The 25478-nt window shown below is 65.0% G+C and carries 24 protein-coding genes and 1 pseudogene; 12 read left to right on the top strand and 13 right to left on the bottom strand.

Annotation, left to right across the window (positions count from 1 at the left end):
- Window positions 1–57: 57 nt before the first annotated feature.
- The 9 genes from U1R88_RS22065 to U1R88_RS22025 form a co-directional block, all read right to left on the bottom strand.
- Window positions 58–1212: an alpha-hydroxy acid oxidase gene (locus U1R88_RS22065; protein WP_322433184.1), complete on the bottom strand. Its 1155-nt coding sequence runs from the start codon at window positions 1210–1212 to the stop codon at window positions 58–60.
- Between the two features lie 181 nt (window positions 1213–1393).
- Complete coding sequence (gene hutC, locus U1R88_RS22060) at window positions 1394–2125, bottom strand: histidine utilization transcriptional repressor HutC (RefSeq protein ID WP_322433183.1); 732 nt, start codon at window positions 2123–2125, stop codon at window positions 1394–1396.
- 59 nt (window positions 2126–2184) lie between these two features.
- The gene (locus tag U1R88_RS22055; protein WP_322433182.1) at window positions 2185–3228 is read right to left on the bottom strand and encodes a zinc-dependent alcohol dehydrogenase; all 1044 of its coding nucleotides are present in this window, start codon (window positions 3226–3228) and stop codon (window positions 2185–2187) included.
- A 3-nt stretch (window positions 3229–3231) separates the two neighbouring features.
- Window positions 3232–4560, bottom strand: a complete 1329-nt coding sequence (gene hisD, locus U1R88_RS22050) for a histidinol dehydrogenase (RefSeq protein ID WP_322433181.1) — start codon at window positions 4558–4560, stop codon at window positions 3232–3234.
- A gap of 40 nt (window positions 4561–4600) precedes the next feature.
- Window positions 4601–5401: an ABC transporter permease gene (locus tag U1R88_RS22045; RefSeq protein WP_322433180.1), complete on the bottom strand. Its 801-nt coding sequence runs from the start codon at window positions 5399–5401 to the stop codon at window positions 4601–4603.
- Window positions 5398–6342 carry an ABC transporter permease gene (locus U1R88_RS22040; RefSeq protein WP_322433179.1) on the bottom strand — a complete coding sequence of 315 codons (945 nt, stop codon included), beginning with the start codon at window positions 6340–6342 and terminating at the stop codon, window positions 5398–5400. The genes U1R88_RS22045 and U1R88_RS22040 overlap by 4 nt, the downstream gene beginning before the upstream one ends.
- A gap of 250 nt (window positions 6343–6592) precedes the next feature.
- Window positions 6593–7699: an ABC transporter substrate-binding protein gene (locus U1R88_RS22035; protein WP_322433178.1), complete on the bottom strand. Its 1107-nt coding sequence runs from the start codon at window positions 7697–7699 to the stop codon at window positions 6593–6595.
- Window positions 7700–7734: 35 nt separating this feature from the next.
- Window positions 7735–8874, bottom strand: a complete 1140-nt coding sequence (locus U1R88_RS22030; protein ID WP_322433177.1) for an ABC transporter ATP-binding protein — start codon at window positions 8872–8874, stop codon at window positions 7735–7737.
- A gap of 405 nt (window positions 8875–9279) precedes the next feature.
- The gene (locus U1R88_RS22025; RefSeq protein ID WP_322433176.1) at window positions 9280–10059 is read right to left on the bottom strand and encodes an SDR family NAD(P)-dependent oxidoreductase; all 780 of its coding nucleotides are present in this window, start codon (window positions 10057–10059) and stop codon (window positions 9280–9282) included.
- Window positions 10060–10307: 248 nt separating this feature from the next.
- Between U1R88_RS22025 and U1R88_RS22020 the strand changes: the two genes are divergently transcribed.
- From U1R88_RS22020 to U1R88_RS22000, 5 genes are all read left to right on the top strand, one after another.
- Window positions 10308–10820, top strand: a complete 513-nt coding sequence (locus tag U1R88_RS22020; protein WP_322433175.1) for an OsmC family protein — start codon at window positions 10308–10310, stop codon at window positions 10818–10820.
- Window positions 10821–10989: 169 nt separating this feature from the next.
- On the top strand, window positions 10990–12021 hold the full coding sequence (locus tag U1R88_RS22015; RefSeq protein WP_322433174.1) for a sugar ABC transporter substrate-binding protein: 1032 nt from the start codon (window positions 10990–10992) through the stop codon (window positions 12019–12021).
- Window positions 12022–12207: 186 nt separating this feature from the next.
- Window positions 12208–13737, top strand: coding sequence for a sugar ABC transporter ATP-binding protein (locus tag U1R88_RS22010; protein ID WP_322433173.1), 1530 nt, complete (start codon window positions 12208–12210; stop codon window positions 13735–13737).
- Entirely contained in the window at window positions 13727–14785 is a 1059-nt protein-coding gene (locus U1R88_RS22005) for an ABC transporter permease (protein ID WP_322433172.1), read from the top strand. Before U1R88_RS22010 ends, U1R88_RS22005 begins: the two co-directional genes overlap by 11 nt.
- Entirely contained in the window at window positions 14782–15762 is a 981-nt protein-coding gene (locus U1R88_RS22000; protein ID WP_322433171.1) for an ABC transporter permease, read from the top strand. The genes U1R88_RS22005 and U1R88_RS22000 overlap by 4 nt, the downstream gene beginning before the upstream one ends.
- An 18-nt stretch (window positions 15763–15780) precedes the next feature.
- Here the strand turns inward: U1R88_RS22000 and U1R88_RS21995 are convergent, their stop codons facing one another.
- Complete coding sequence (locus U1R88_RS21995) at window positions 15781–16194, bottom strand: NUDIX hydrolase (RefSeq protein ID WP_322433170.1); 414 nt, start codon at window positions 16192–16194, stop codon at window positions 15781–15783.
- Window positions 16195–16290: 96 nt separating this feature from the next.
- Between U1R88_RS21995 and U1R88_RS21990 the strand changes: the two genes are divergently transcribed.
- The 7 genes and pseudogenes from U1R88_RS21990 to U1R88_RS21960 form a co-directional block, all read left to right on the top strand.
- Entirely contained in the window at window positions 16291–17202 is a 912-nt protein-coding gene (locus tag U1R88_RS21990) for a LysR substrate-binding domain-containing protein (protein WP_322433168.1), read from the top strand.
- Between the two features lie 246 nt (window positions 17203–17448).
- Complete coding sequence (locus tag U1R88_RS21985) at window positions 17449–18219, top strand: ABC transporter ATP-binding protein (RefSeq protein ID WP_322433167.1); 771 nt, start codon at window positions 17449–17451, stop codon at window positions 18217–18219.
- Between the two features lie 102 nt (window positions 18220–18321).
- The gene (locus U1R88_RS21980) at window positions 18322–19101 is read left to right on the top strand and encodes a transporter substrate-binding domain-containing protein (RefSeq protein ID WP_322433166.1); all 780 of its coding nucleotides are present in this window, start codon (window positions 18322–18324) and stop codon (window positions 19099–19101) included.
- 6 nt (window positions 19102–19107) lie between these two features.
- Complete coding sequence (locus tag U1R88_RS21975) at window positions 19108–19797, top strand: ABC transporter permease (RefSeq protein WP_322433165.1); 690 nt, start codon at window positions 19108–19110, stop codon at window positions 19795–19797.
- Window positions 19794–20486, top strand: coding sequence for an ABC transporter permease (locus tag U1R88_RS21970; RefSeq protein WP_322433164.1), 693 nt, complete (start codon window positions 19794–19796; stop codon window positions 20484–20486). The genes U1R88_RS21975 and U1R88_RS21970 overlap by 4 nt, the downstream gene beginning before the upstream one ends.
- Before the next feature lie 74 nt (window positions 20487–20560).
- Window positions 20561–21520 (top strand): arginase family protein, encoded by a 960-nt coding sequence (locus tag U1R88_RS21965; protein WP_322433163.1) that lies wholly within the window; start codon window positions 20561–20563, stop codon window positions 21518–21520.
- Window positions 21521–21593: 73 nt separating this feature from the next.
- Window positions 21594–21989, top strand: a pseudogene (locus U1R88_RS21960) (EamA family transporter); the annotation flags it as partial.
- A 44-nt stretch (window positions 21990–22033) separates the two neighbouring features.
- On the opposite strand, the gene U1R88_RS21955 reads toward U1R88_RS21960, so the two are convergent.
- The 3 genes from U1R88_RS21955 to U1R88_RS21945 are packed head-to-tail and all read right to left on the bottom strand — an operon-like array spanning window position 22034 to window position 25320.
- Entirely contained in the window at window positions 22034–23032 is a 999-nt protein-coding gene (locus tag U1R88_RS21955; RefSeq protein WP_322433162.1) for a hypothetical protein, read from the bottom strand.
- A 3-nt stretch (window positions 23033–23035) separates the two neighbouring features.
- Complete coding sequence (locus U1R88_RS21950) at window positions 23036–24148, bottom strand: DUF3696 domain-containing protein (RefSeq protein WP_322433161.1); 1113 nt, start codon at window positions 24146–24148, stop codon at window positions 23036–23038.
- Window positions 24145–25320 (bottom strand): DUF262 domain-containing protein, encoded by a 1176-nt coding sequence (locus U1R88_RS21945; RefSeq protein ID WP_322433160.1) that lies wholly within the window; start codon window positions 25318–25320, stop codon window positions 24145–24147. The genes U1R88_RS21950 and U1R88_RS21945 overlap by 4 nt, the downstream gene beginning before the upstream one ends.
- Window positions 25321–25478 lie beyond the last annotated feature (158 nt).

Raw genomic sequence — 25478 nt, 5'->3', positions numbered from 1 at the left:
AAGCCGCGTCATTCTCGGCAAGATCGGAGGTGCGCCCTTTCTTCGTGAGGCAGCAGGTTATGATCCGCCGGCTGCGATGACGGCCTTGGTGCCCAGCGACTTCAGCTCGTCGATCGAGGCTACGCCCATCAGCGCCAGGGTGATCGAGATCTCGCGGGTGAGGATGTCGATCACGCCGGCAACCCCGGCCTCGCCCGCGGCGGCGAGGCCATAGGTATAGGCGCGGCCGAGCATGACGCCGTCGGCGCCGAGGCCGATGGCCTTGACGATGTCGGTGCCCCGGCGGATGCCGCCGTCGAGCATCACGCAGAAATCGGGCCCGACCGCCCGGCGGATGGCAGGCAGGGCCGCGATGGTGCTCGATGCCCCGTCGAGCTGCCGTCCGCCATGGTTGGAGATCACCACGCCGTCCATACCGATCGACTTGGCCTTCAGTGCATCCTCGGGGGCAAGCACCCCCTTGACCACCAACCGGCCCTGCCAGCGTTCGCGCAGCCAGGCCATGTCCTTCCACGACACGGTCTTGTCGATATGGCGCGAGAGATTGGCGGCCTGTTCGAGGGCGCCGCGCCCGAAGTCGCGCCGGTGTTCGATCGCCCGTACGCTGGGCATGCCGCGCGCCGCCACGTCGAGAAGCCATCCTGGCTTGCGGGCAAGGCCGAGGAACAGGCCAGGCGTCACCCGTGTCAGCGAGCGGAAGCCGTTGCGGACGTCGCGTTCACGGATGCCGGTGATCGCGGTGTCGACGGTGACGAAGAGCGTATCCGCGCCGGCCAGGCGGGCGCCTTCCAGGAACTCGTCGCAAAGCGAGCGATCATCGAGCACATAGAGCTGGAAGTGGAGCGGGCCCTTGGTCGCCTGCCGCACATCGGCGAGCGAAGCGATGGAGAAGTTGGAAAGGCAGAGCGCGATCCCCGCGGCATGCGCCGCCCTGGCGGCCTTCTCCTCGCCCTTGCCGGCATAGAGCCCGAGAAAGCCGACCGGGCCCAGCATGAAGGGCAGGGGATGGCGCGTGCCGAGATATTGCGTGCCAAGGTCCTGCTCGCGCGGCTCCACCAGCACGTTCTGGCGCAGGGTCAGCCGGGCGTAATCGCTGCGATTGGCCCGCAGGGTTTCCTCCTCGAAGGATCCGCCATCGATATAGTCGAAGAAGATCTTCGGCAGGCGACGGCGGGCCGCCTCGCGATAGTCGTCTACGTTCACCAATTGCATGGAAGTATGCCGGCTTTCGAAAATTTTAGCCCGTCATTGCCGGCGCCGCCGAAGGCGGCGGGAAAGGAATCCAGGGGCAGCGAGATGCGCTCCTGGCCCCTGGATTCCCTTCCCCTCGCTTCGCTCGGCCGGGAATGACAGGTCGATGTTGTTGGGTGCGGAGCAAGCGGGCGTTCAGTCATCAACGCGCCGTGTGAAGGTAGCGGCTGCCCAGCGAATAGCGGCTGCCGACATAGGTGAAGGTGTTCACCGTCGCGACAACAGGCCCCGTGAAGGTCTTGCGGTGCAGGACGAGGCAGCTGTCGCCGGGGCGGATGTGGAGCAGGCGCGCGGTTTCCTCTCCCGCCGGCAAGGCGCTGATCAGCTGTTCGACCTCGGTCAGGGGCGTGGATTGCTGCAGATAGTCATAGGTCGCCGCATTGGTATAGTCCTGGTCGAGATAGCCACTGACCAGGTCGATGTTGATGTAGCGTTCCTCGAGCTGCACCGGCACGTCGTTTTCGAAATGGATGACGATGGAATGGTCGACCGGCTTGATCGCCTCGAATTCGAAGGCGATCATCAATTCCGGCGTGGGATGATGCACGCGTTCGAGCAGGACCACCTCGGCCCGGTGCCGGCTGCCGCGGGCCTTGATCTCGGTGGCGATGTTGCTGATCTCGATGAGCGTCGATTGCGGCTTGGGCGGAGCGACGAAGGTGCCGACGCCCGGAATGCGGCGCAGATGCCCCTGTGCCGTCAGTTCGCGCAAGGCCCGGTGCACGGTCATGCGCGAGACGCCGAGCGCGGCGACGAGATCGTGCTCGGAAGGCAGGCGCCCTTGGCGCCCCCATTTACCGCTGGCGATGTTGCCGAGCACGAAGTCCTTGACCTTCTCGTAGAGGGGAGAGGCGGCGTCGGAAAGAACGTCCATGGTCCTGTCTCCTGCGGGGCGTTGTCGAGAAGGCCTGATATCGGGAAAGTCCGGTTCAATCATGCAATCGGGAAGAGGGCGGCCGGCTCATCGGTGAGGTGGACAATGGTTTTCAGCTTCGTGCTCCGGCCGGCCAGCAGGCGCTCATAGGCCGCCGGCACCTCGTCCAGGCCGGGCAGGACCTCGCAGAGCTGTTCGAGGGCACCTTGCAGCTCCACCAGCAAAGAAGCGGCCTGCACGAGGTCGTCGTCGGCGAAGGCATGGCAGCCGATCAAGGCGATCTCGCGTTCGACCAGCTCGGTGGGGTCGAGGTCGAGCTTGCCATGACCGATGCCGACCAGGCAGAGCGCACCCGCCCCGGCGAGGAGGCCGAGCGTCGCGGCGATGGCTCCGACATGGCCCGTAGCATCGATGGCATGGCGCAGGCGCCGCCCTCCAAGCGCTGCGGCGATGTCCTCGGCGACGAGGCCGACACGCCTGCCGCCACTCAACACCGACACCAGGTCGGCGCGCGCGCTATTGGGATCGCTGAGCAGGATGGGGCCGTCGTGGAGATGGGCGAGCAGCAGGGCGCATAGGCCTCCGATCGTGCCGCAGCCGACTACGAGCACCGGCTCGCCGCGCGATGCGGCGAGGCGCCGTACCGCGTGCAGCGCCACTGCCAGCGGCTCGGCCATGGCGGCGATCCGCGGCGGCAGCGAAGGCGCGTGCGGCACGAGCAGCCGGGCCGGCAATTGCACGGCATCGGCAAAACCGCCGTCGCAGGCCTCGCCGACGAAGCCGAGATTCTCGCAGACATTGTGCCGTCCTCCGGCACAGGCGGGGCAATTGCCGCACCAGAATCTGGAATCGGCGACGACGACATCGCCGACCGCAAACCCGCTCACTCCCTCGCCGATCGCCGTCACGCGGCCGCAGAACTCGTGGCCCGCCACCGAGGGACGGCGCGTGATCCACTGGCCGGTCCGGTAATTGTGCAGGTCCGAGCCGCAGATGCCGGCGGCCCTGACCTCGAGGTTCACATGGCCAGGCGGCGGGGCGGAGGGGGCCTCGACCGCTTCCACGCGCAGATCCCTGACATCATGCAGCCGGACGGCCTTCATCGCTCAGCCGCCCTTCTTCAGATAGGCCTCGCGGATCGGCGAGACGGCATTGGCATGGGAGGAAAAGCCCTCATAGAGCGCCAGCTTGTGGGAATGGCGGGCGAATTCGGCATAGGCCGGCGGGGTGACATAGCCGATCGAGGAACGCTTGACGAAATCGTTCACCGAAAGCGGGCCGAAGGTGCGGGCCCAGCGGCTGGTCGGCAGCACGGCATTCGGCCCCAGCGAGAAATTGGCGATGCTCACCGGTGTGTGCGTTCCCATCAGGATCTCGGAAGCCTCGGTGATGTGACCGAGATGGATGAAAGGCTCCTCGGACAGGATTTCCAGATGCTCGGGCGCATAGGCGTTGACGAACGCGTAGCTCTCCTCGATCGAGGAGGTCAGCACCACGCCGCCGGTGCTGCCCGTCAGCACGGCCTTGGAGAAGGCGACGCGCTGCTCGGTCATGCGGGCCCAATGCTCGGGCAGGGCGGCGAGCGCCTCCTCGGCGACGCGGCGGCTATGGGTGACGAGATAAGCCGAGGAATCCGGGCCATGCTCGGCCTCGATCAGCAGATCGAGCGCGGCGAGGCCGCCATGCACGCTGTCGTCGGCCAGGATCATCACCTCGGAGGGGCCGGCCGGCAGGCCGGTGTCGATGACACCGGAGAGCAGGCGCTTGGCGGCGACCACCCAGGGGCTGCCGGGACCGACGATCTTGAGGGCCGGCTTGACGGTCTCGGTCCCATAGGCGACTGCCGCGACCGCCTGCGCGCCGCCGACCTTGTAGACCGTCTCCACGCCCGCCAGCCTGGCGGCGACCAGCGTGGCCGCGTCGACCGCGCCGTCGGGCGCCGGCGGGGTGACGATGGCTAGATTGGGCACGCCGGCGACCACGGCCGGAACCGACGTCATCATGGTCACGGACGGGAAGGAGCCCTTGCCGCGCGGCACGTAGAGGGCGACCGATTGGATCGGGGTGAAGCGATCGCCGGCATAGGCGCCGGGCCGGATCTCCTTCAGCCACATGGCCTCGGGCTTCTGCTCCTCGTGGAAGCGGCGGATATTGTCGATGCCGAAGGTGATCGCTTCGATGACGTCGCTGTCGACTTGGCTGAAGGCGGCGTCGAACTCGGCCGGCGTGACCTTGAGGTTCGCCTCGGTCACATTGGCTTTATCCAGCTCCCGGCCGAAACGGGCCAGCGCGGCATCGCCCTCGGTTCTGACCGCCTCCAGGATCGGCGCGACCTTCTCGATGAATTTGGAAATGTCCGTTTCCGAACGGCGCAGCAGGGCGGCCTTCTCCTCCGCGCTGAGGCTGGCATAGTCGTAGAAGCGGGCTGAGGTCATCGTTCTATCCTGGATGCATGGCCTCGCGGGGCCGGGAAGGTCATTTCGATTTGAGGAAGATGTCGAGGCCGACGAGCCGGTCGAGCAAGGCGATGGCAATACCGGCGCAGGCGATGAAGACGACGGAAATGGCGGCGAGGTCCGGCGTGATGATGGAGCGGATGGAGTTGTAGATCTGCACCGGCAGCGTGACGGAGCGCGCATCGACCAGGAGCAGGCTGACCAGGAACTCGTTGAGGGCGAGGATGAACATCAAGAGCGAGCCGGTGATCACCCCCGGCAGCACGGCGGGCAGCGTGATGTAGAGGAAGCGCTGCAAAGGGGGGGCGCCGCAATTGGCCGCGGCCAGTTCCAGGTCCGGGCTGAGATTGCTGGCGCTCGCCGTGACGGCCCAGATCATGAAGGGCAGGTTGATCACGCAGCAGGCAATGCCGACGGGCCAGAGCCGGCCGAGCACTCCGAGATTGCCGAAGACCAGCATCATGCCGATGCCCGAGCCGATCAGCGGAATGGTGAAGGGCAGCAGCAGGTAGACCTGGATCGAGCGTTCGAAGCGGACTTTGTATTTGGCGAGCGCGATGCCGGCCAGGGTGCCGACCGGCACGGCGATGAGGGTGCAGATCGTCGCCACGATCAACGAGCGCAGGAAGGCTTGGCGCAGGTCGCTCGCCTGGGCGATGGCGCCGTACCAGCGCAGGGAAAGGCCTTCGGGCGGGAAGGTGATGATGTTGCCCGCGGTGAAGGAGGCGCCCAGCACCACGATGGTCGGCGCCGACAGCATGACCAGCGCCGCGATCACGAAGCCCCAGATCACGATGGACTTACTGGTGCTGCCGGTCATTTGCGCTCTCCACTCATGGCGAGCGTGCCGGCCCCGAACAGCATGAACACCACGCCGACGAGAAGGGAGCCGACCGCCACCAGCATCAGGCAGAGCGTGGCGCCCAGGCCCTGGTCGGAGGTGCGGAAGAACTGGTCGTAGATGGCGTTGGCGATGAAGTCCTGCGTGCCGCCACCCAGGATGGCGGGCACGGCGAAATCGGTGAGCGAGAGGGTGACGACGACGAGGCCGGCGCCCACCAGGCCCGGACGGGCAAGGGGCAGCACGATGTGCCGGAAGGTCCGCACCCAGCCCGCGCCGAGCGAAGCGGCGGCGGCTTCCAGTTCCGCCGGTATCGCCGTCAGGGCCGGTGCCAGCATCAGCACGGCGAAGGGCAGCATGTACTGGACGAGGCCGAACAGCACGGCGGGATAATTGTAGAGCAGGCGCATGGGCGCCACGCCGACCAGGCCGAGCGCCTCGTTGACCATGCCCTGATTGCCCAGGATGATCAGCCAGCCATAGGCGCGCACCACCTGGCCGATGAAGAAGGGCAGGAACAGCGCGACCAGCAGGAATTTGCGCAGGCCCGAGGAGGGCGTTCGCACCATCAGATAGGCATAGGGGAAGGCCAGGATCAGGGTCGCCAGCGTCACGATGACGGCGCCCATCAGGCTGCGGCCGGCCACGATGGTGAAGAAGCTTTCGCTCACCACGCGCTGGTAATTGGCGAGCGTGTAGTTCTCCGACATCAGGAAGGTGCTGGTGTCGAGGACGCGCAGGCTGGCATCGCCCATCTGAATGAGGCCGAGCACGAGCAGGCCGACCAATACGAGCGCCGGCAGCAGCATCAGATAGGGCAGGCCGGCCCGGAAGCTCGAGGGCCAGACAAGGGCGGCCAGGCGCTCGAGCGCATCCATGATGCGCCAGGTCAGGGGATAGGCGGCACGCGAAGAGCGCATCCTGTCGGGTCCTTGATGGTATGGCCGGGCTCTGAACTCAGGCCTCTCGACTAAGACAAATGTGACGCAAGAATCCATCCCCGACTTCGGGGAGGGTGGGCCGGCGAAGGCGGCTCGGGTGGGGGAGAGTGGCACGGCAATGCCGCTTGATTGCTCGATGTCGCCACTCTCCCCCTTCCGTCGATGCTTCGCATCGCCACCTTCCCCGAAGCCGGGGAGGGATATGGCGCGCTCTATCCTGCTCTCGGCCTTAGCCCTGCATGATTTCCTTGAACTTGGCGAACCACTTGCTCTCGTTTTCCACCTGCGTGCGCGACGAGATGCGGATGAGGTGCTTGAAGTCCTCCTCCTTGGTCGGATAGGCGGGATTGTTGACGAGATCGGCCGGCGGAGTGAGGCCGGGCACCACACCCGGCAGGCCGAGGCCGTCGAGCCAGATCTGCTGGGCTTCCTTGGTCAAGGCGTGGTCGATGTACTGCTTGGCCCAGTAGAGTTCGTTCTCCGGCAGGCCCTTGGGAATCCACAGCCCGTCCGTATCGAACTTGGCGCCTTCCTCCGGCACCACCCAGGCGAGGTCGATGCCGTTCTTCTTGGCCTCGCGTGCATTGGTGGAAATGGTGCAGGCCGCGTCGATCTCGCCCTTCTGGAACCAGGTGGTGAAATCGGGATCCTCGCCCAGCAAGGGCTGTTGCTCCTTCACCTTGGCGATGAAGTCCCAGGCAGCCTGCATGTTGGCCGGGATGTCCTCCAGCTTGCCGCCGCCGGCGACCTGCGCGGGGAAATGGAAGCCGATGCCGTCATTGTAGAGCGCGATGCGGCGCTTCAGCTTGGGATCGAGCAGGTCCTTCCAGGATTTGGGCGCACCGTTCGGGAAGGCCGACGGCCTGTAGGCCAGCACATAGACATAGCCATAGGTGTTGACGATCGGATAGCCGTCGAGGCCGACCGGCTTGGCGAGCTCGGTGGTGTTCTTGAGGTTGGGCAGATCGGACAGATCCTCGGTCACGCCGCGTAGCGCCGATTTGGTGGCGTTGGTGGTGGTGTCCCAGTTCACATGGATCGGCGGGGTGCGCTTCTGCGCCACGGCCGCCCAGAGCTTGGGCTGGATCTCGTTGTCCTCGGTCAGATCGTGGCGCACGGCGATGCCGGTCTTCTTGGTGAAGCTGTCCGAGACACCCGCCTTCAGGGCGTCGACCCAGCTGCCGCCCCAGGCGCGCACGATGATCTCGGAGGGCTTTTCGGGTTCGGCGGCCATGGCGCGGCCCGTGCCCAAGGCAGCCGTGGCGCTCGCCGCCAGCAGGGAGGCGAGCAGGGTACGCCGGCGGATCTCGACTGACAGGAACTGATCGTGTGACATCACTGGTTCTCCTCTGGATGCGCCCCTTACCGGGGTCACTTTTTGAAGACGTACATATCCTTGGCATTCCATCCCAGGCTGACGGTCTCGCCCGGGGCGAATTGCTGGTGGGAGACGGGATCATGATCGAAGACCCGCAGCAGCGCGTCCGCGAGGGCCGAAACCCGTATTTCGTAGACGATGCGCTCGCCCTCGAAGATGGAATCCTCGACCACGCCGTCGACGATGGTTTCAAGGCCCTGAAGCCTCTCCGCGCTCGAGGCGATCCGGATCTGCTCGGCCCGGATGGCGCCCTGGCAGGCTTCACCGGGCGCCGGCGACCCGGCGGGGCTGGCTGACACGCCGACCAGGTTGCGCCCCGCGCTGGTGAAGGCCAGGGTGGAGGCGGTCGCGGCACCGGCCACGCCCTCGATGAAATTGGTCACGCCGATGAAATTGGCGACGAAGGGGTTGGCCGGCGTCCTATAGGTGTCGAGCGGACGGGCCTTCTGCTGGATCTGGCCGCCATCCATCACGATGATTTCGTCGGAGACCACGAGGGCCTCGCGCTGGTCGTGGGTGACGTTGATCGTGGTGACCCCGAGCTCCTTCTGGATGCGGCGGAATTCCAGCTGCATCTCCTCGCGCAGCTTGCGGTCGAGCGCAGCCAGGGGCTCGTCGAGGAGCAGGAGATCGGGCTCGAACACCAGGGCACGGGCGATCGCCACGCGCTGCTGCTGGCCGCCCGACAATTCGTTGATGCGGCGCGAGCCATAGCTGCCCAGCCGCACCAGTTCGAGATAGCGCTCCACCTTGGCGGCGATGCCGCGGGCATCGTGGCGGCGCATCTTGAGGGGGAAGGCGACGTTCTCGGCGGCCGTCATGTGGGGGAAGAGGGCCAGTTTCTGGAACACCATGCCGATGGCTCGCTTGTGTGCGGGCACGGCGCTGACGGGCTGGCCGTTGATGAAGATCTCGCCGCGGCTTGGCGCATCGAAGCCGGCCACCATGCGCAGCAGCGTGGTCTTGCCCGAGCCGGACGGGCCGAGAATGGTGAGGAACTTGCCCTTGGGCAGGTCGAAGGATGCGCTTTTGACCGCATGGACGTCGCCGAAGATCATGGCGACATCCCTGACGGACACGGCAAAAGGATTGGTTCCGCCGGACGGGCTGATGCCGAGGGGCGCAGATTCCATTTCGTTCCCCTGTCTTCCCAAGCCGCCGCGCCCAGTCCCGCAGGTCGATCTCACGGCAGTATGAACCTGTCTATACAGCTACATACAAATACGGTCAACGCAACATGCGCAATTCTTGCCCGGCTTGACATTCTGGCTAATTATTGTGCAGCGCACGAGGGCCGCGGTTGAGATGGCGATTGCGCCAAGCAGAAATCAGGCAACAAGTGCGCCCGTCATCCCCGGCGGGGTCGAAGACCCAGGAAAGGGGATCCAGGGGCTGATGGGTGTGGCTTTATGGCTCCTGGATCCCGGTCACAAGCGCAGCTTGTGACGATACCCTCACCCTCTCTCTCGCTGCGCTCGCGAGCGGTTCGGCCGGGGATGACAGCTTCAGAGCAACTTACTTAATTCTCCCGAGCTTCCCTAGATCGAGGCGAGATAGCCGCCGTCGACCGGGATGCAATGGCCGGTGATATAGGCCGACGCATCCGAGCACAGGAACACTGCGACACCCGCGATGTCCGCCTGCTCGCCGAAGCGCCGCTGCGGGATCTTGGCTAGCATCTGCTCCTGCCACGCCTCGTCCTGGTAGAACACCTCGGTCATCGCCGTGCGGAAATAGCCGGGCGCGATGGCATTGACCCGGATGCCATGGCCGGCCCATTCGGCGGCGAGGGCGCGGGTGACGCCGAGCAGGCCGGATTTGGAGGCGCCATAGGGCACAGCGGTGGGAATGCCGACGAAGGAGGTGAGGGAGCACAGATTGACGATGGCGCCGCCTCGGGTCTCGACTTGGGCCCCCGCCATGATCCGGCCGGCTGCCTGCGAGCAGAAGAAGGCACCCTTGAGATTGGTGGAGACGATCACATCCCACAAGGCTTCGTCGACGTCGAAGGAAGGCCTGACATTCTCGACGCCGGCATTGTTGACCAGGATGTCGAGGCCGCCAAGGGCCTCGGCCGCCTGGCCGATCACGGTGTTGCAGTCGGCGACGTCGGCGACGTCCTGCGCCAGGGCGATGCAGCGGCGCCCGGCCTGTTCGACGAGCCGGCGGGTGTCTTCGAGATTCTCGAGGCGGCGCGCCGTCACGGCGACATCGGCGCCCGCTTCGGCCAGGGCCACGGCAATGGTCTGGCCGATGCCGCGGCTGGCGCCGGTGACGACGGCGCGGCGGCCGGTGAGGTCGAAAATCGGGCGCGACATGATGCTCCTCTCGCCATCGGGAAATGCCAATGCCGGCTGCTCTGCAATCGGGTCGGTGAAGGCTGTCTTAATTTGATCAGACAGAATCGCGCAGATCGCAAGATGCCCGTGCACCCGGAGATCGCCTTTCGCCGCCGTCGTCAATCCGCATTCGCATCCCCCGCCAGTGGCAAGACATGAGTTTGCCAAGCCTCATGCCGAGCCTATAGTCCGGGCCAACGCACACCATGATGGTCCGGGAGGGACAGATGGATTCGACGGAACTGCGCGCCATGCAGGCGCCGATCAAGGATCGCTATCGCGCCGATCCGAAAACGGCCCTGATCACCCTGACAGCCAAGGGCTCGATCGATAGCGAGGGCATCGCGTGCAAGGTCGAAACCGGGCGGGCGCTCGCCACGGCCGGGCTGCATCCGGCAACCGGCGGATCCGGACTGGAACTGTGCTCCGGCGACATGCTGCTGGAAGCCCTGGTGGCCTGTGCCGGCGTGACGCTGAAATCGGTGGCGACGGCGATCGACCTGCCCCTGAAGGCCGGCCAGGTCAGCGCCGAGGGGGACCTCGATTTTCGCGGCACGCTGGGGGTCGACAGGGAGGCCCCGGTCGGCTTTGCCGAGATCCGGCTTCGCTTCGATGTCGACAGCGAGGCACCGCAGGAGCGGCTCGACCAATTGCTGAAGCTGACCGAACGCTACTGCGTGGTGTTCCAGACCATCAAGAACGGCCCGAAGACGAGCGTGTCGCTGCACCGGATGGCCTGACGCGTCGGGCCGCTCGGGGGGCGGCGTTCCCATGACCCAGTGACGGTTCCGGCGGTTGGCGGTCAATTAATTATATTAAGTCTATAAATTTAGTTGACATTATGTCGGCGACCATGTGTGCTTTGGTCAGGCCTCGACAGACGGGCCAAATCAAAGCTGGACCGACACGATGACGACGATTTCCTCCGCGCCGCTCGGGCGCCGCTCGCTTCTCAAAATGGGCTCGGCCCTGGCTGCCGCCGCAGCCTTGGGCGGCACCGCCCGGGCCGACGATACCGCCAAGCCGGAAGCGGCAAAGGCTGAAGCGGGATTGCCCTCGCTCAAGGGCAAGACCATCGCGATCAGCGTCGCGGGTACCGATCACTTCTTCGATCTCAAGGCCTATCAGGCCCAGGTCGAGACCGTGAAGGAACTTGGCGGCACGCCGATCGGCCTCGATGCCGGGCGCAACGACAAGACGCTGGTCAGCCAGCTGCAGACCCTGGTGACGCAAAAGCCCGATGCGGTGATCCAGACGCTCGGGACGCTCTCGGTCGTCGATCCCTGGCTGAAGAAGCTGCGCCAGGCCGGCATCCCGGTCTTTTCCGTCGACCTGCCTTCGACCAACGTCATCAACACGGCGACCTCGGACAATTTCTCCCTGGGCGCCCAGCTCGCCCTGCAGCTGGTCTCCGATATCGGCGGCAAGGGCAATGTCGTGGTCTTCAACGGCTTTTCGGGCGTTCCGGTCTGCGAGATCCGCTACACCCAGCTGCGCAACGTGCTGAAATATTATCCCGAGGTGAAGATCATCCAGCCCGAATTGCGCGACGTCATCCCCAACACGGTGCAGGATGCCTATGCGCAGATCACCGCTTTGCTCAGCAAATATCCGGACAAGGGATCGATCTCTGCCATCTGGTCGGCCTGGGACATTCCCCAGCTCGGCGCCACCCAGGCCCTGATCGCGGCGGGGCGCAGCGAAATCCTCACCTATGGCGTCGACGGCACGCCCGAAGTGCTGGCGCTGGTCAAGGACCCCAAGGCGCCGGCCGGCGCGGTGGCGGCCCAGCAGCCTTCCGTCATCGGCCGCCAGGCGGTCATGAACCTCGCCCGCTATCTCAACGGCGATACCACGCTGCCCTCGCAGACCTTCCTGCCGGCGGTCATCGCCAACAAGAAGAACGCCGCCGAGGTGCAGAAGCAGCTCGGCCAAGCCTAATCAGTACATGATGGCCTGACACCTGACTGACCCCGCAGGGTGCCCTCGTTGACACCATCCTGCCCAGCCACCCCATCCGCAAGCCGGGATGGGGTGGCTCTTCCGCTTTGCCGGCACCGTGCCGCATTCCCTGGACAAGGGCCGAGCCGGCCGGCGCGCCGGCGACGCCGAGCGACGATCGATGCGATGACCTCACCACCTCCCGTTCTGGCCATGCGCGGCCTCGTCAAGACCTTCGGGCCGACCCGGGCGCTCGATGATGCCTCGCTCGTGGTCGCGCCCGGTACCGTCCACGGCCTGGTCGGACAGAACGGCGCCGGCAAGTCGACCCTGATCAAGGCCCTGGCCGGTCTCGTCAGCCCGGAGGCCGGCAGCATCGAATTCGAAGGCAGGCCGCTCGATCATCTCTCCCCCCAGAAGGCCGAGCAGCTCGGCATCGCCTTCATCCACCAGGACCGGTTGCTGGTGCCGACCGCTACCGTCGGCGAGGCGCTGTTCCTGGGGCGCGAAGCCATGGGGTCCCGCTTCGGCGTCTGGCAGGGGAGCCTGCAGCGCCGGGCCGACGAGGCCCTTCGGCATTTCTTCGGCATCACCCTGCCGCGCGGCGCGCTCATCCGCGACCTGTCGACGGCGCAGCAGCAGATCGTCCAGATCACGCGGGCCCTGCTGGCCAAACCCCGCCTGATCATCTTCGACGAGCCCACGGCGGCCCTGGCCAAGCGCGAGGTCGAGAGCCTGTTCGCCGCCATCGCGCAATTGAAGGCGCGCGGCCTCGCCAGCATCTACATCTCGCATTACCTGGCCGAGATCGAGCGCATCTGCGACGTCGTGACCATCATGCGCAATGGCCGGGACGTCGCCCATCTCGAGCCCTCGCGCACGACGATCGGCGAGATCACCCGCCTCATGGTCGATCGCGACGTCAAGGACCTCTTCCCCAGGCATCGCGCCGGGCGCGGCAAGCCCGTGCTGTCTGTTGCGGGCCTCGGTGCCCCGCCGGCCTTCGCCGATGTGTCCCTCACCGTGCATCGCGGCGAGGTGGTCGGGCTGACCGGGCTGCTCGGCTCGGGAGCCAAGGAACTCGTCCAGGCCTTGTTCGGACTGCGGCCGGCGCGGGCGGGCACCATCGAGGTCGATGGACGTGCGCGGCGCCTCTCCAGCCCCGTGGCCGCGGCGCAGGCGGGCCTCGCCTTGGTGCCGGAGGACCGCCGGGCCCAGGGCGTGGCGCTCGGCCTCTCCATCCGCGAGAACGCCACCCTCGCCAGCCTCGGCCAGATCACGCGCCTGGGCTGGCTCGACCGCTCCGGCGAACGTTCGAAGGTGTCGAGGCTGATCGATGCGCTCAAGATCAAGGCCAGTGGCCAGGATGCGCCCGTGCGCACCCTTAGCGGCGGCAACCAGCAGAAGGTGGTGATCGCCAAGTGGCTGGCGCGCCGTTCCGACGTCTATGTCCTCGACGAGCCGACGGTGGGCGTCGACGTCGCGGCCAAGGCCGAGATCTATCGCCTCATCGCCGAACTGGCGGAGAAGGGGGCGGGCATCCTGCTGCTCTCTGCCGATCTCGACGAGCTCCTGGGCGTGTGCGACCGCGTCCTGGTGATGCATCGCGGCGCCGTGGTCGGCACCTACGAGACCGCGGCTACCTCGTCCGACCAGCTGCTGGCGGCGGCCCTGACGGGCGCCGATCCCGGGGAAGGAGCCAGCCATGCCGCATGAAACCCTGGAAGCGGTTGCATCCGCGACATCGGCCTCGATACGCCCCGAGCTTCATGAGGCCAGAACGCGCGCAGGCTGGCGGGATCTGGCGGGCGGTGCCGGCGCCCGCCTGGTCCGGGCCGGGGGGCTGCTGTTCTTCCTGGCCGTGATGGCTTTCTTCGCCATCAACGTGCCCTCCTTCGTCTCGCCCGCCAATATCGGCCTCATCCTGTCGCAATCGGCGGTGCTGGGCATCTTGGGCTTTGGCCTGACGCTGGTGCTGATTACCGGCGGCTCGGATGTGATCGCCGGCGGCATCGACCTCTCCCTTGCCGGCACGCTCGGGCTTTCGGCCGCCGTCTTTGCCCTGCTCAACCAGGCCGGCTTCTCTGACACGACCTGCGTGGCGGTCGCGCTCGGCGTCGGCCTCCTCGTCGGCCTGGTCAACGCGCTTGCCGTGGTCTGGCTGCGGATCCTGCCTCTGCTGGCGACCCTGGCCGCCATGAATGTCTGCGCCGGGCTCGAACTGGTGGTGACCGAGAACACCACCATTCCCGCCACCTCGCCGCTGATCGACTGGCTCGGCCTGGCCGGCCCGCTCGACATTCCCGTGCTCGGCTGGTTGCTCCTTGCCCTGTGCGCGCTGCTGGCCGTGCTGCTGCATCTCACGCCCTTCGGCCTGCGCGCCTATGCGGTGGGCGGGCATCGCGAGGCGGCCAAGGCCGCCGGCATCGCCATCCATCGCTATGTCGCGCTGTCCTATATCGCCAGCGGGTTGCTGGGCGGGCTGGCGGGCGTTGTGTCGGTCGCCTTCCTCAACGGGGCAACCGGGGGTTCGGGCGACATGCTGCTGCCGGTGGTGGCAACAGCCTTTCTCGGCTTCATGTTTTCGCGCCGGCTGGTGCCGACCATGGCAGGCACACTGCTCGCCGCGGTCTTCCTGGGGGCGCTCACCAACGGATTCCAGCTCCTCCATGTCTCGACCTACTGGGTCAACGGCATCGAGGGCGTGCTGATCCTGGCCGTCGTCGCCGCCACCGCCAATCTCGCACGCAAGAGGGCGTCATGAGCGCCGTTGGGGCCGAAGCGCTACGCATCCGGCCGGCATCCGAATTGCTGCGCTTCGGCATTCCGCTGGCGCTCGTGCTGGTCGTGGCCGTCTTCTCCGTGCTGGCGCCGGGCTTCCCGACGCTCTCGAACATTACCGGGGTGCTGGTCAACAATGTCGCCCTGACGGCCATCGTCGCCATCGCCATGACCTTGACGGTGGCCTCGGGCGGCACGGATCTGTCGGTGGGCACGGCGGTGGATCTCGGCAGCCTCGCCTTCGTCTCGGCGGTCTCCTCGGGCCAGCCGGTGGCGCTCGCTTGCCTCTATGGTGTCGGCGCGGGCATCGGCACCGGGCTCTTCAACGCCGTCCTGATCGCGCGGCTGTCGATCACGCCCTTCCTGGCGACGCTGGGCACGCTGTTCATCGGCCACAGTCTCCAGCAGCTCACCACCGATGGTGGCAATCCCGTCTATGTGCCGGCCGGCAGCATACCGCCCGCGCTCGCCTTCATCGGCCATGGCACCCTCCTCGGGGTGCCGGTCTCGCTGCTTCTCGTCGCGGTGCTGGCGCTCGGCGCCTGGCTCCTCCTGGAGAAATCGAGTTTCGGCCGCACTGTCCTGGCCGTCGGCACGCAGGAGGAGGTCGCGCGCTATTCCGGCCTGCCGGTGCGGCGGATCCTGGCGATCGTCTATATCCTCTCCGGCGCCGTCGCCGCCGTGACCGGCATCCTGCTGTCGTCCAACGTCAACGCCTATGTGCCCTATTCGGGCAATGCCTATCTGCTCAACGCCATCGGCGCGGCCTTCATCGGCACTTCGCTCAGCCGCAACCGGCGCGCCAGCATTCCCGGCACGATCCTCGGCGTGCTGCTGTTCGGCTTCGTCTCCAACGGCCTCCTGCTGATCGGCTGGAATTTCTATTGGCAGCAGGTCGGTGCCGGGGTCCTGATCTTCCTCGCCTTGCTGCTGGCCTTTGCCGGCCGGCGTGAGAGCTGAGACGGATTCGGCAGAAGGCTAGTCCGCACCGGGCGCCGCCGCGAGGGCCAGCACATGGTCGCGCGTCAGGGCGGCGAGGGGCAGCGGGCCAGGTGCGCTGGGGTCGACCCAGGCGATCTCCTCGATCTCGGCGGTGGCGGCGACGGGCTCGGCGATGTCGAGGCGGAAGATCTCGGCCTCGACCATCCGGTCGTCCTCATGCGCGGCCGGGGCCTCGAACCGGCCGAGATAGACAGGGCGCGCCGGATCGACCGCGAGGCCGATCTCCTCTGCGAGCTCGCGGCACAGGGCCTGCCGGGGCTGCTCGTCGGGCTCGATCTTGCCGCCCGGCTGCATGAAGGCCGATGTCCCTCGTTTTCTGACCAGGAGTGTCATACCGTCGGGACGGACGATGACGGCGGCTGCAATACGAATCGCATCGGGGAAGGACATGGCGCCATCCTAGGTGATATCCCGGCGGCCATCCATATTTTGGGAGATCCGAGGTGGAGGATGAAGGCCAGGCCGGCGTCATGATGGGGCGCGGGGATGCGTAACCTGCCGCTCGGCGTGCTGCGCACCTTCGAGGCGGCTGCGCGGCATGAAAGCCTGACCAAAGCCGCCGGGGAGCTTGCCCTGACCGACAGCGCCGTCAGCCACCAGCTGCGGCGGCTGGAGGAGGTGCTGGGCTATCCGCTCTTCCACAAGGCCGGGCGCGGCGTGGTGCTCACCGATGCCGGCCGTGTCTTCGCCAAGACGGTCTCGGCCGCGCTGCAGGACATCACCAACACCGCGCTGCGCCTGTCGGAGGCGGACCAGGATGGCGGGCGCATCGGCATCGCCTGCCCGCCGATGTTCGCCAGCGGCTGGCTCGCCAAGAACCTCGCCGATTTCTGCCAGGACCACCTTGCTGTCGAATGCCATATCAAGCTCACCGAGAACCACCGCATCCACGAGCTGGTGGATGCCGATATCGGCATCGTCTTCGGCGCCGGCGGCTGGGACGACAAATGGTCGGCACAACTTGCCCATGTCAGCATCATGCCCGTCTGCAGCCCAACCTTGTTCCAGCGCATCGGCCGGCGCATCACCAGCCCGGTGGAACTGCGCAGCGCCATCCTGCTGCACTGGGACGATGGCTCGGAATGGCGGCGCTGGCTCTCCGAGGCCGGCGAGCGCGACTTCGGACCCTATAGCCGCCATCTCTATTGCAGCGATCTCGGCATGGCGATCGACCTCGCCATCAACGGTACCGGCGTCGCTTTGGCGAGCGACACGCTCTCGGGCGCGGACGTCAGGAACGGCACGCTGCTGCGACCCTTTTCCACCGCCATCGACGCCTTCGGCGGCTGGTATGTCGTCTCCACCCATGCCGGCCTGCAGCGCTCGGGCGTGCGGCTCTTCCTGCGCTGGCTGCTGGCGCGCTTCGGCAAGGATGCCGCCGCCTGGCAGATCGGTTGACTGGATGGTGTACAGTTGAGGCTAGTTCAGGAATTGACCGAATACGCCGCCAGGCGATGCCTCCTTCGCAGGCAATCTGCCCTGGGAATGCACAATAGATGAAATGACGTCATCTATTTGATGATCAAATATCAATTGCCCCGGGCCGGCCTTCTGATTTTATGAGCATCGTCGCGATGGGCGGACAAGCCCGGCGCAGGAGAGGGGTCTTGGCGGCGGATGAACGCGGCCGGATTGGGAAGAAGCATGCACAAGCTGGCCGTAGACGGTATCCGCAAATCCTATGGCAAGGTCGAGGTCCTCAAGGGCGTGTCGCTCCAGGCCGCGGCCGGCGACGTCATCAGCATCATCGGGGCCAGTGGCTCGGGCAAGAGCACCTTCCTGCGCTGCATCAATTTCCTCGAGCGCCCCACCGCCGGCAGCATCGTCATCGACGGCGAGGCGCTGAAGACGGTCAGGGATGGCGACGGCTTCCTCAGGGCCACCGACAAGAGACAGCTCCAGCGCATGCGCAGCCGCCTCGCCATGGTGTTCCAGAATTTCTGCCTGTGGTCGCATATGAGCGTGATCGACAATGTCATCGAGGCGCCGATCAGCGTGCTGGGCGTCTCCAGAGCGGAGGCGACCGAGCGGGCCAAGGCCAATCTCGCCAAGGTCGGCCTCGGCCAGGAGGTGCTGCAGCGCTATCCCGCCCATCTCTCCGGCGGCCAGCAGCAGCGCGTGGCGATCGCCCGGGCGCTCAGCATGAACCCCGACGTGATGCTGTTCGACGAGCCGACCTCGGCGCTCGATCCGGAGCTGGTGAGCGAGGTGCTCAAGGTCATGCAGGCCCTCGCCGAGGAGGGCCGCACCATGATCGTGGTGACGCATGAGATGGGCTTTGCGCGCCATGCCTCCAGCCGCGTCGTCTTCCTGCACAACGGCGCCATCGAGGAAGAGGGCCCGCCCGAAGCCGTTTTCACCGATGCCCGCAGCGACAGGCTGCGGCAATTCCTTGCCGGGCGTTTGCAGCATTAGCCATCGCTTCACTCTCCACCTTCAGGGGAGGGTAAATCGACCCCACCAAGGCCGGTGGAAATCGGCTTCCACAACGACAAATCCCATCCTGAGAGACCCATCATGAGCATTCGCATCAGAAACGCCGTCGCTGCCCTCCTGCTCGGCCTTGCCGCCTCCGGCGCCCAGGCGCTCAGCGCCCAGGCCGCCGACAAGATCAAGATCGCCACCGACGCCACCTTCCCGCCCTTCGAATCGATCGACGCCAACGGCAAGCTGGTCGGCTACGACGTCGAGCTGATGCAGGCGATCTGCGAGGCCGCCAAGCTCGACTGCGACATCTTCAACGCTGCCTGGGACGGCATGATCCCCGGCCTGATCGACGGCAAATATGATGCGCTGATCTCCCAGCTCACGGTCACCGAGAAGCGCCGCAAGGTGATCGCCTTCTCCGACATCTACAACCACCCGATCTTCCGCTTCGTGGCCAAGAAGGGCTCTTCCTACGAGTTCACGCCCGAGGGCATGGCCGGCAAGACCATTGCCGTGCAGACCGGCACGCCGATGGACGCCTATGTCACCAGCCATTTCCCCAAGGCCGTGATCAAGCGCTACGACACCGGCAGCGCCCCCTATCTGGAACTCACCGCCGGCCGCGCCGAGCTCCACATCAGCTACCAGGCCCAGATCAGCGCCAGCTTCCTGAAGTCGGATGCCGGCAAGGATTACGAGCTGGTCGGCCCGCAGCTCACCGGCAAGGACGCCAAGGAGTTCGGCGAGGGCGTCGCCATCGCCATCGGCAAGAAGAACACCGCTTTGGTGGCCGAGATCAACAAGGGCCTCGCCATCCTCAGGGACAACGGCAAGCTCAAGGCGCTGGACGCCAAATATTTCGGCGAATGACCAGAGATGATCCTCGATTTCGTCCGCACGATCCTGGCGGCAGGGGCGATCACCCTGCTGCTGGCCTTCGCCTCGCTGGTGGTGGCCGTCCTCCTCGGCCTCGGCGCGGCCCTGTGCAAGGTCTCGCGCCATAGGACGCTGGCGGCGCTCGCGGGGATCTACACCTTCGTGGTGCGCGGCATCCCCGATCTGGTGATGATGCTGCTGGTCTTCTACAGCCTGCCCTCTTTCATCGATCAGCTCGGCGAATGGCTCGGCTTCGACATCCAGGTCGAGTTCTCCCCGCTGGGCGCCGGCATCGCCACGCTCGGGCTGATCTTCGGCGCCTACATGACCGAGACCTTCAAGAGCGCGCTCCTCAACATCCCGCGCGGCCAGATCGAGGCGGCGCAGGCCTACGGCCTCAGCCGCACCCGCATCTTCACCCGCATCGTGCTGCCGCAGATGATCCGCCTGGCGCTGCCCGGCTTCACCAACAACTGGCTGGTGCTGGTCAAGGCGACGGCTTTGGTCTCGCTCATCGGCCTGCAGGACGTGATGTTCCGCGCCAAGGGCGCGGCCGAGGCCACGGGCAAGCCCTTCACCTTCTACCTGGTCGCCGGCGGCTTCTATCTCGCCATCACCATCCTCTCGATGCTGGTGCTGGCCTGGCTGGCGCGGCGCTACGAGCTCGGCACAAGGAAGCTGGCGCCATGAACTGGGACGTCATCGCCGAAAATCTCGGCCTCTATGCCGAAGGCGCCCAGCTGACGCTGACCCTCACCGTCGCGTCGCTGGCGATCTCCTTCTGCCTCGCCATCCCGCTTTCCTTCGCGCGCAACAGCGCCAACAGGCTGATCCGCAGCCTGGTCTTCGCCTATACGCTGGTGTTCCGCGGCACGCCGCTTTTGGTGCAGCTCTTCCTGATCTATTTCGGCCTCGCCCAGTTCGAGCTGGTGCGTGCCAGCCTGCTCTGGCCCTGGCTCTCCAGTCCGCTCGTCTGCGTGCTGATCGCCTTCGTGCTCAACACCACCGCCTACACCACCGAGATCTTCGCCGGGGCGCTGCGCCACATCCCGCCCGGCGAGGTGGAAGCCGCCACCGCCTATGGCATGTCCGGCTGGACGCGGGCGCGGCGCATCCTGGTGCCGGCGATGCTGACGCGGGCGCTACCGCTCTATGGCAACGAGACCATCATGATGCTGCACGCCACCTCGCTCGCCAGCACCGTCACTTTGCTGGAGACCACCGGCGTCGCCCGCATGATCACGCTGAACTACTACATCCAGTTCGAGCCCTATGTCGCGGCCGCGATCGTCTACCTCACTTTGACCTTCGTCCTGGTCGGCGCCTTCCGTCTCGTCGAGCGCCGCTGGGCCGGCTACCTCGACGTCCGCCCGTCCTGAGGTTCGCCGCCGGCCATCCCCCGCTTTTCCAACCCGATGCCGCCCGAGGGCGGCCCGCATAGAGGATCCCCATCATGAACCAGAAAGCCGATCTCGGCGCGCTGTTCGGCGCGGCGGCCGATACCCTCACCTTCCTCGGCCTGGAGGAATGCCGCGACCTCACTGAACTCACCGCCCCGATCGCCCTGATCGGCGCGCCCTGCGCCACGCCCTATCGCTCCGTCGGCGCCTATTGCCGCAACGCGCCCGACGCCCTGCGCCGCGCCACCGCCGCCTTCACCGCCAATGTCGACCGCCACGATTTCGACAATGGCGGCAAGGTCTTCCCGGAGCCGCGCCTGCGCGCCGTCGATTGCGGCAACCTGCCCTATGACGAGAATGACGGCGCCGCCAACCGCGCCGCCATCGCCGCCGCCGTCAAGGCCATCCGCGCCCGCGGCGCGGTGCCGATCGTGCTGGGGGGCGATGATTCCATCCCCATCCCCATGCTCGAAGCCCTGGGGGCGGAGGAGGGTGCCCGCTATACCATCCTGCAGATCGATGCCCATATCGACTGGCGCGAGGTGCATATGGACGAGCGCCTCGGCCTCTCCTCCACCATGCGCCGGGCGTCGGAAATGCCCCATATCGAGCGCATCATCCAGGTGGGCGCCCGCGGCATCGGCTCGGCCGCGACGAGCGACTATGAAGATGCGCTGGCCTGGGGCGTGAAATTCGTGCCGGCTTACGACCTGCACCGCCAGGGCGTCGAGGCCGCGCTCGACCTCATCCCCGAAGGCAGCCGCATCGTCATCTGCATCGACGCCGACGCCCTCGACCCGGCCCTGGTGCCCGGCGTCATCGGCCGCGCCCCGGGGGGCCTCACCTACTACCAGCTCGTCGACCTCATCAAGGGCGCCGCCCGCCGCGGCCGCATCGAGGCGATGGACTTTGTGGAATTCATGCCCGAGCGCGACGTGGACGGGATTGGGGCGCTGACCTTCGCCCGGGCGATCACCACGGCGCTGGGGGTGATTGCACGGCAGAGGGGGTGAGGGGCGAGGAAGGTAGCGGCCGCCGGTGAGGAGCCGGCGGCTGTTCGTACGAAGTGCCACCGTTTTATAGCCTTTGGCCGGCATGCTGGTCATCGTGGCCCATGGCGATCTCGGCGCGCTCAAGGGGCTGCAGTTCAGTGCCGGCGAATTGTGGATCGTCGGCAGCGCCTTCTGCTGGGGCCTTTACACGGTGCTGCTGCGCCGCTCGAAATTCGGAATCGCCCTGCTGCCCACGGTGGTGGTTCTGCTCGGAGCCGGCTCCCTTGCCGCCCTGCCTTTCTATCTGTGGGAGGTGACCGGCGGTGGCGGCTCGGCCCTGAACGCGAATGGCCTGCTGGCGCTCGCCTATCTGGCCGGACCGGGCGGCGCGCTGATGTATTATCTCTACAATCGCAGCGTCGAGGCACTCGGCGCCGGCCGCGCCAGCATGCTGCTACTGGCCATTCCTGCCAATCTGGAAAGTTGCTGAAAGTCGTCATTGACGAGACTGAGCTACTCCTTTTTTGAAGGCGCTCACGTCGGCAGTGGCAGATGCTCGTGTATCATACCAATTACGATCTTGTTGCCGCTTTCTGGAACGGGCGGGTGGAAGTGAATCCGGTTCTGATGCAACTGAAGCTTCACGTGCCATTCGCAGTAAAGCGTGCGCGTCTTCAGGACAGTTTCTCGTGCTTCGCGGCTGGCACGGTGATTTCGAACATTAGTATTCTCGGGTGCAGCGTTTAGATTCAAGCCCCCGAACCGTCGCTCGATGAGTTGATTGGTTGGGCTGGCACCCGGATCGGGCGGCGGCTCTTCGCCGGGAGCGATCGTCGGTGGTGGGCATGTAAATACCCAATATCCCCAGTCATCGAGCGTCGCTAGCGCATCCCGCACCCGCTGCCTTGACGCGAGATAGCCACCAGCGAGGTGTCCGGCACCTTCTATCACGCCGTCAACAAAATACAGTTCTGGATACGCTCGCGAGGAGTAACGCAGAAGACTTTCAAGATTGTCGCCTTCGAGAACGATCATATCTCGCCAGAACTGCTTCCGATGAGTGTTGTTGGCGACAAAGTGGACATCTGCGCTGCCGGTTGCTGTCGTCGTGGCGAATACCCCAGCATTGCCAAGGGTAAATGTCGCTGCGGGGGTACCCGCACGAATCGAATAGTGAACCCAAGCGACGTCCTCATTGGCAGCAGGTGCGGCATCAGCAATAGAAATCACGACATCGTCGAAGCCGTTTGGCCACTGCTCCGTATCGGCGTAACAAGGCGCCCTGTTCAGCCATGCAGCGAGTTCTTGCGAGAGTTCGCGCCGGATCGGCAGCGGCGAGGTCTGCGAGAAAAGATCCCACAGGGTCGACGCCCCATGCATCGGTCTCGTCTGGAAGTCGTCGCCAATCGCGACCTCCTCTCCACGCTCGCTCGATGCTTCGATGAATTCCAAAGCACAATCGATGAGTTCTTCGGCCTCGCCTACTGTCAGTTCGTTGAAATCCCAGTCTGCACCATTGACGATAAACACCATCGCCTACCGACTCCTACGCCTAATGCGGCCGAGTGACGCAACGTCGATCTGATACTGGTCGAAGAAACCTTCTGGCCATTCGGATACATTGCCTGTTTCACCAATCGATAGCGTGTGGAAGGTCCGGTCGCCACGGCTCGCAGTATCGTTACCGAACCAGTGCAGAAGTGCCGATGACGGATCGAGGTATTGGTGTTCGGCTATTGCCCTGCGGATCCCGTTTACCACATGGTCTGAATGGGTCTCAATGATCGTCTGAACCCCGCGGCCGGCGAGCCACGCGAGGAAGACACCCATTCGCGACTGCCCGGCAGGATGAAGATGGGCTTCTGGGTTCTCGACTAGAAGGAGGCCGCCAGTCTCGGCAATCAGACCCGCCAAGACGATGGGCAAAGCGTAGGTGATACCGAAGCCCATGTTGGTCGAACGAACCCAGGTTGAACCCGCCGTTCTGAATCGAAGTTCCGCCACTGTTGCACCCGCAGCACGCTCTCCGCTCACCTCGATGGGGCGCGCGATCTCGCTTAGCCACTGCTCAACTTCGTACTTCAACAGACGTGGCGTCGTCCCTTCGTAAAGAGGGTGTGATCGCTCAACAGATTCGATCACTCGGTCGCCAAGAACGCTAAGTACATGCGCGCAATATTCTCCTTGGACTCCCACCTCAAGTTCCGCTTCGGGAAGCGGCGACGCAGCAGTGAAGCCGCGCGGCCCTAGCCGCTCTGCGCTCAGGTATGTAAAGGTACGTGCTTCGCCGGAAAAGGGTTTCGGCAGATTGTCAGGCCGGGCCACAATGTCGAGGTAAAGCGCGTCCTCGGATGGAACGGCGAAACGCCATTCGACAGTTTTAATCCCTGATGCCTCGAATGAGATCTCGATTGGGCTAGAGCTATCCCAGTTCAGCACGTCCTCGGCCATGCCGAGTTGGAGGCCGAACGGCCCGTTAAGGCTGAGAGAAACAGACTTCTTCGTTGATGCCTCTACAGTGAGGAGCACCGATTGCAGCAGCGAGGTCTTTCCTGATCCATTCAGACCGGTCAGCACTGTAAGCGGAGCCATGTCGAACCGCTCGTCCCCGAAGCGCTTGAAGCCACTGATCGTTGCCCTTGTGATCACTTCAGTGCTTCCTTGAGAATTTGGCGTGTCCGATCGAGTCTGTACGCGACCCGATTTACGTCGCCCGTACCCACTGTCACGGCTCGAAGGTATTCTGGCTCCAGGAACGCTTTTCGAAAAGCGTCCACGATTACGTCGCGGTGTGGAAGCAGCGTCTCAAGCGAGTGATCCGCGAGTGCGTTGGCCTGAGCCTCGAACACTGCTCGGTTAATCGGACCACGGCGATCGGCGCCATGGGGCCATCGTCGGAACGCTGCAGGGCCGAGTATCTCATGAGCAGCTGTCATCGCGCGATTGAAGGCAGACTCTAAGTTGGCAAGCGTATCGTCTGATATGGCAGGCTCAGCAGTCCCATCTATGCGTTTCGTGAAGTTCATCAAAAACGCGTCGAGACTGGCAAACTGACGGTACTGCTCGATCGAGCTAGTACGAAACGCGCAAAAACGGAGAGCTAATTCGCGGTTTGCCATCCGCCCGCTGTCCCGAATCATCGCACCTTCGGGACTCCTCTTCCAATAGTGCCGTTCGGTTGCGGTGTCGAAATCATTGTGCTCCGCGAGACGGCCTATAAATTGGCGCGAGCGGATACCGCTCATCGCATGCCTTATCTCCTGCGCGGAGAGCGGGCTGCCGAGCGTGTTGACGCGGTTGAAGATGTCGTACTTCACTTCATCTGGCGTCTGCGGCTCTATGACGTGCACGACGATTTGTGTGCTCCTGAAGCGACGAACGGACGCGGTGTCGAGCTGCCCATAAGTTAGGTCGTGCAGGTCAGAGAGATATTCCAGATCAACATTCGAGAGTCTGTGCTCGTTTCGCATGAAGAGCGCAATCGTCGAGAGGCGCTGAACTCCGTCAACGACTTGGTATGCTCCTGTTTCCGTTTGATTAAAATAGAATGCTGGAAGAGGAATTCCGAGCAAGATAGACTCGATCAAACGTGTCCGCTGTCGCGCTTTCCAGACATATTCGCGCTGGAAGTCGGGCGAGAGATCAATGTCTCCGTCATCGATCTGATCGACGATCTCACGAAGCGTAAACGACTTAGTCGTAATACGAATTTTACCCGGATCCCATGGCTTGATGGCCCCCGAATGACCACCGGCATCCTCGGCATCGAGCCCGTCGATGTCCTCTTCGGGTGTCAATTCTTTCAGGGTGTTTTCGCTCATCTGTCCGCCTTCACGCCAAGCCCGAGTCATGATGGCGATCTTGCAGCAATCGTGCGCTACGCGCCACAACTGGCGCATGCGCGATCACTTTTTTCGACGAGCGCCGTTCCACCATAAGTCGGAGCCAAGCATTTCGCCGGCGCCTCTATCCGCACAAA

The organism is Labrys sedimenti (genome assembly GCF_034424805.1).
GTDB lineage: Bacteria > Pseudomonadota > Alphaproteobacteria > Rhizobiales > Labraceae > Labrys > Labrys sedimenti.
Note: the sequence above shows the minus strand (reverse complement) of the source record. Positions and strands in the feature narration are given on the sequence as shown.